General features: G+C 30.7%; 5 protein-coding genes. 2 read left to right on the top strand and 3 right to left on the bottom strand.

The genetic code is table 11. The features are described from left to right. Positions 1–167: 167 nt before the first annotated feature. The gene (locus AB1Z17_RS07080) at positions 168–557 is read right to left on the bottom strand and encodes an SRPBCC family protein (protein ID WP_368051099.1); all 390 of its coding nucleotides are present in this window, start codon (positions 555–557) and stop codon (positions 168–170) included. 9 nt (positions 558–566) lie between these two features. Then, on the bottom strand, positions 567–1,208 hold the full coding sequence (gene pyrE / locus AB1Z17_RS07075; protein WP_368051098.1) for an orotate phosphoribosyltransferase: 642 nt from the start codon (positions 1,206–1,208) through the stop codon (positions 567–569). A gap of 7 nt (positions 1,209–1,215) precedes the next feature. Here pyrE and AB1Z17_RS07070 point away from each other — a divergent pair, with 7 nt between their 5' ends. Both AB1Z17_RS07070 and AB1Z17_RS07065 read left to right on the top strand, forming a co-directional pair. After that, positions 1,216–1,797 (top strand): NUDIX hydrolase, encoded by a 582-nt coding sequence (locus tag AB1Z17_RS07070; protein WP_368051097.1) that lies wholly within the window; start codon positions 1,216–1,218, stop codon positions 1,795–1,797. 199 nt (positions 1,798–1,996) lie between these two features. Beyond that, the gene (locus tag AB1Z17_RS07065) at positions 1,997–3,619 is read left to right on the top strand and encodes a SulP family inorganic anion transporter (RefSeq protein WP_368051096.1); all 1,623 of its coding nucleotides are present in this window, start codon (positions 1,997–1,999) and stop codon (positions 3,617–3,619) included. Positions 3,620–3,770: 151 nt separating this feature from the next. Here the strand turns inward: AB1Z17_RS07065 and AB1Z17_RS07060 are convergent. Then, the coding region (locus AB1Z17_RS07060) for an NTP transferase domain-containing protein (RefSeq protein ID WP_368051095.1) at positions 3,771–4,292 on the bottom strand (522 nt) is incomplete at its 5' end.

The raw sequence follows: 4,292 nt of genomic DNA, 5'->3' as shown, positions 1-4,292 counted from the left end.
CTGCTATTTTTTAATATAATAACGGTATAATTTTTATGGTAAAAATTGAAACTTTTTATGAAAAGGGAAGACTTTTAATTGAGCTTTAAATTTAAACGACTCGCAAATTTAATTTAAAAGAAATCAAATTTGCGAGTCGTTAAATGCTGTTTATGTTGCAGTTACACTTATAATTTTGAAGCATTGTCCGTTAATGTATTAATAAATTTTTGAAGTGGACCTTTTACCATCATCGCCATCATTGGATTAAAATCACCTTCAAATAATAATTGTGTTTCACAGGAATTTTCTGCTATTGCATCAATATTAACTGTAAGTGAAAAATCTAATTTGCTACTTGCAGCTCCTAAAATAATTTTATCAAATTCTTGTTTTTCTTTAACAACCAGTCTAATCTCGGGCATTCCCTTTAAGCCAAAAATAAACGATTCACCATCAACTTCAAACTTGGTGTTGTTTTCGGGCATTAAATGTTCAAAATTGTTGAGATCTGTTAAATAATCAAAAAATTCTTTTTGAGATTTATTTATAACTGATTTTTTAGTTTCTAAATTCATATTAGGTTTTTATTGATTCCACTCACTTGGATTTTCTCTCCAAAGTTGAAGTGTTTTTAATTCTTTTGTTGAAATGTAACTGCTATCTAAAGACTGTTCTAATAAGTGATCGTAATCACTTAATGTAGTTAGTTTAACATCAGCTTCTTTAAAATTTTCGTCTGCAATATTAAAGCCATAATTAAATATTGCTACCATTCCTTTAACATTTGCACCTGCCTCTTTTAAAGCTTTAACAGCGTTTAAACTACTTTTCCCAGTACTTATTAAGTCTTCAACAACAACAACATTCTTATTTTTTTCTAATAGCCCTTCAACCTGATTTTTTCTTCCGTGGCTTTTAGGCTCTGGTCTAACATACACAAATGGCACATTTAAATGCTGTGCAACCAAAACTCCAATTGCAATTGCACCAGTTGCCACACCAGCAATAACATCAGGTTTTCCAAATTCTTTTTCGATAATATCGGCTAAATTTTCTCTTAAATAATTTCTTATTTTAGGAAAAGAAAGTGTTGTTCTATTATCACAATAAATAGGTGATTTCCAACCGGACGCCCAAGTAAATGGTTCATTTGGTTGTAACTTAATGGCTTTTATTTGTAATAAAAGTTCAGCCGTTTTTTTTGCAGTATCTTTGTTCATAATCATAATGCAAATGTATAAAGTTTTTGTGAATGACTGTCCAATTATTTTGACAGAAAACAATAATATTTTAACAAATTATAAAAAGGAAACTTTTAATCCCTTTGAAATTAAGCGAATTGTAGCTGATTTATTTCAAAATAACTTTAAAGGAATTTGTATTATTTGTAACAACTTAGAAGAAGATTGGAAACAATTTAAATCTCTTTTTAAAATTGAAAAAGCCTCTGGAGGGAAGGTATTGAATGCAGAAAATGAAGTGTTGTTTATTTATAGGTTCGATAAATGGGATTTACCAAAAGGGAAACTAGAAAAAGGAGAATCTGTAGAAGATTGTGCTTTAAGAGAAGTTGAGGAAGAATGTGGAGTTGCAAATCTTGCCATTCAAAAATCGTTAGAAACTACCTACCATATTTTTGAAAGAAAAAATAAAACAATTTTGAAGATTACTTATTGGTTTTTAATGAAAACAGATTTTTCTGGTGTTTTAATTCCTCAAAATGAGGAGGGAATTGAAGAAGCTGTTTTTAAAAATGAGGCTGAAACAAAAATGGCTCTACAAAATACTTATCAAAATATTAAGTTGTTGTTTTGAAAAGAGTCTGAAGTCAGTAGAAAGAAGTCCGAAGAACAAGCGTCTTTGCGAGGGCTGTTCAACCGAAGCAATTTTAAGTTAAAGAGTTTTAAAGTTAGAGTGTTGTTTAATTCTCGAATTACACGATTGAACAATTCCACAAAATCACAACAAATTATATTTCCTTATCTTTGCCGCTTTTTGAAAATTACTTACTACTATGACAGAATTTATTACAAAAAGAGTATCAAATGTTCGAAATGATGTTTTATCTGGAATAACAGTTGCTTTGGCTTTGGTGCCAGAAGCTGTTGCATTTGCATTTGTTGCAGGAGTTGATCCGTTAGTTGGTTTGTATGCTGCTTTTATGGTTGGTTTAATTACTTCAATTTTTGGAGGAAGACCAGGAATGATCTCTGGAGCAACAGGTGCTTTGGCGGTAGTTATGGTTAGTTTGGTTTCTGAAGGAAACGCAATGGGTAGTCCAGGTGAAAACTTAGGTTTGTATTATTTATTTGCAACCGTAATTTTAATGGGAATAATTCAAGTTTTAGCAGGTGTTTTAAAGCTTGGAAAATTTGTGCGTTTAATTCCACATCCGGTTATGATGGGGTTTGTAAACGGATTAGCCATCGTAATTTTCCTTTCTCAATTAGGAATGTTTAAAAGAACAGTAGGCGGAGAAAAAGTTTGGTTACAAGGCAATCAACTATTTTTAATGATTGGTTTAGTTGCTTTAACAATGCTTATAATGTGGGGATTACCAAAAATTAAAAAAGCTGAAAAATTACCTGAGGCATTAATAGCTATTTTAATAGTTACTGGAATTGCAATTTTTTCAAAATTTGATATTGCAACAGTAGGTTCTTTCATAAGAGATGGTGGTGGAACTGGTTTAAAAGGTGGCTTTCCAACGTTGAAATTAGAAACATTTGCGAAAGTTCCATTTACTTGGGATTCGATTGTATTTATACTTCCTTATGCATTAATTTTAGCCGCAATTGGTTTAATAGAATCATTAATGACCTTAAATTTAATTGATGATTTAACTGAAACACGTGGAAACGGAAATAGAGAATGTGTTGCGCAAGGTGGTGCAAATATTGTAACAGGTTTGTTTGGTGGAATGGGAGGTTGCGCTATGATTGGACAGTCTATTATCAATATAAAAGGTGGAGGTAGAGGTCGATTGTCTGGAATTGTTGCAGCAGTAATGTTATTATTATTTATATTATTTGGCTCATCGTATATTGAACAAGTTCCTATCGCAGCCTTAGTTGGGGTTATGTTTATGGTAGTTATCGGAACATTTGCGTGGAGTAGTTTTAGAATTATTAATAAAATTCCACGAGCCGATTTATTCGTATTAATTTTAGTTTCTGCATTAACGGTTATTTTCGATTTAGCGATTGCAGTAATTGCAGGTGTTATTTTTAGTGCATTGGTTTTCTCATGGGAAAATGCTACCAGAATTAGAGCAAGAAAAAGAATGAAAGAAGATGGTACCAAAATTTACGAAATTTGGGGACCTTTATTCTTTGGATCTATATCAACATTTATGGATAAATTTGACCCGAAAAACGATCCAGATTCCGTTGAAATTGATTTTGTGGAATCTCGTGTTGCAGACCATTCGGCTGTAGAAGCGATTTTCAATTTAGTTGATAAGTATGAAACTGCGGGTAAAACAATTCATTTAAAACATTTAAGTGAAGAATGTAAGGTACTGTTATATAAATCTAGTCCTAAGTTTTATGAAGTTATAATAGAAGCTATAGACGATCCACGATACCATTTAGCCGCAAATCCTGAAGAATTTACAAAAGGTTTGTTTGAAAAATAACATTTAAATTAGGTTTAGATATTTCATTTTTAGGTGGTCACTGAGCGGTGTCGAAGTGTTATTTCAGAATCTTGAATTTGATAAAAACGAGATATAATGAAAAGTTTATTTGTTAATTTATAAACTGATTATATCAGTTTTTATTAAGACTTTACAATGATAGATATAAAAAGGTTTTCCACTCTTTTTTGGTGTTTAAATTCATAATAATTGCCTTGTCTATAACTTCAATTGTTGAAATTTTGGCAGGGTTCACTTTTTTAAGCTGAAAATCTAATCGTGCATTTTTATCGGAAATATCTATATCTAGAAGGTTTTTCCAAAAACTGCTCTTCATTTTAATTGGATGTCCATTTTTTCCTTCATATTTAGGAAGTACAATTTCATTATTTGTTGAAATTATTTTCGTTAATTCTTTTGAATTTAGAATAGGAATATCAATATGATTTACCAGCACTTCTGATGATTTTAGAATCGCTTTTAAAACTGTTTGAAGCGTTGAAAAAGAACCTAATTCAGGGTTCTTATTAATAATAACTTTTACGTTCAATCCTTCATATTCAATAAAATTGATTTGTGCATTTTCCAACCAAGGAATCGCACTAAAATAATATTGAAAATTAAACCCTAATCCAATATAAACTTCTTTTATGTTGGTTTTCGAAATTCGGTT

This window comes from Lutibacter sp., from assembly GCF_040883305.1.
Taxonomy (GTDB): Bacteria; Bacteroidota; Bacteroidia; order Flavobacteriales; family Flavobacteriaceae; genus Lutibacter.
The sequence above is the reverse complement of the archived record's forward strand: the minus strand, read 5'-3'. Positions and strand labels throughout refer to the sequence as shown.

Coding starts and splice junctions, on each gene's coding strand:
- AB1Z17_RS07080 (WP_368051099.1), bottom strand. CDS start 557: ATGAATTTAGAAACTAAAAAATCAGTTATAAATAAATCTCAAAAAGAA.
- pyrE (WP_368051098.1), bottom strand. CDS start 1,208: ATGATTATGAACAAAGATACTGCAAAAAAAACGGCTGAACTTTTATTA.
- AB1Z17_RS07070 (WP_368051097.1), top strand. CDS start 1,216: ATGTATAAAGTTTTTGTGAATGACTGTCCAATTATTTTGACAGAAAAC.
- AB1Z17_RS07065 (WP_368051096.1), top strand. CDS start 1,997: ATGACAGAATTTATTACAAAAAGAGTATCAAATGTTCGAAATGATGTT.